Raw genomic sequence first — 1,263 nt, forward strand, 5'->3', positions numbered from 1 at the left:
CCATCGATGTCGAGTAGCGTATCGACACCATCAGCCTCATTGATAATGTAAGTATCATCGCCTAAACCGCCTTCCAGATAATCATTACCGCCGTTGCCGGTGAGGGTGTCATTACTCTCGTCGCCATAAAGATGATCAATAAGCGCTCCGCCTTCAATCGCATCTGCGTCATCGCTGCCAAAAATGGTTTGATTCGTACTAACCGATATACCTAACTCTTTTTCATCAACTCGATAAGATGCGCTAAACCCATATAGGATGTGCTGAGGTACGAAGCGCATCTGTCGAGTGCACAAACACGAATGATGCGCCTCCTATTGTCGGCACATATATGGACTCCTCGTTTATTGCAAGACAACTAACCCAAATATGATGAAAAAAACAGAGATCAAGATTGCTGCCATATATCCGGTTTTATTGATAAGGTATTCAGACCCCAAAACCCTAATGAATCTATCCGCTTGCTTTCACCTCAACCATCCTATCGGTTTCTAAAGAACCACTGTGCCGAACGGGTTATGAAAGCGCCGGTCTGACCTGTTGTTGTCATCAATTTAGGTGTGTGCCTACGCAATTCGGTAAGAGGGAATATCTGCCATACTCCCCTGTGGATAACCCGGTCTGTATTCTTGTTTTAACTGCTCGCCGCTTGATAGCTTTGTCCGGTGACCGCCATTGCCCAGAGAATCCGCGCATTCTTATTGGCCAACGCGACGGCTGCTTTGTTAAAGCCGCGCCGTGCGATCAAGGCTTGCAACCATAGACTGAGCTTATCTGTTTTTTCTGAGCAGTTCTTGAGAACCGCACGCGCACCATGAATTAATAAGGTGCGCAGATAGCGATTGCCACGTTTACTCATCCCCAACAGAACCGCTTTATCACCGCTACTATGTTGCTTGGGTACAAGACCTAAACTGGCTGCGTAATCACGGCTACTGGCATAGCCTTTACCGGTATCGCCTAAATCTGCCGCCACCATCGTCGCCGTAATCGGGCCAATACCCGGCACGTCGAGAAAACGTTGTGTTAGGCTACTGGTTTTGGTATTGCTCCGCGATGAGTTCCCGACTTAAGATGGTTAAACCATTTTCGGCATTTTCTAAGATCAATGGTAACTCTTGTCGCACATGCTTAATTCCTTCAGCTAAGATGATGCCACGCTCACTCAATGTCCCTCGAAGTTGATTGACCAAGGCGGTTCGCTGTTCAACTAAGCCTTGGCGAATGTTATGCACGAGTTGTATATCTTGTTGTGCAAGGGTT

Annotated in this window: 1 protein-coding gene and 1 pseudogene; both read right to left on the reverse strand. The window is 47.2% G+C overall.

Annotation, left to right across the window (positions count from 1 at the left end):
* On the reverse strand, positions 1–281 hold a 281-nt coding region (locus VZ94_RS20950), incomplete at its 3' end, for a calcium-binding protein (protein ID WP_045780732.1).
* Between the two features lie 353 nt (positions 282–634).
* A pseudogene (locus VZ94_RS33400) lies at positions 635–1,263 on the reverse strand (IS110 family RNA-guided transposase); the annotation flags it as partial.

Origin of the sequence: Methylocucumis oryzae, from assembly GCF_000963695.1 — a bacterium.
In the GTDB taxonomy this organism is placed as follows: Bacteria; Pseudomonadota; Gammaproteobacteria; order Methylococcales; family Methylomonadaceae; genus Methylovulum; species Methylovulum oryzae.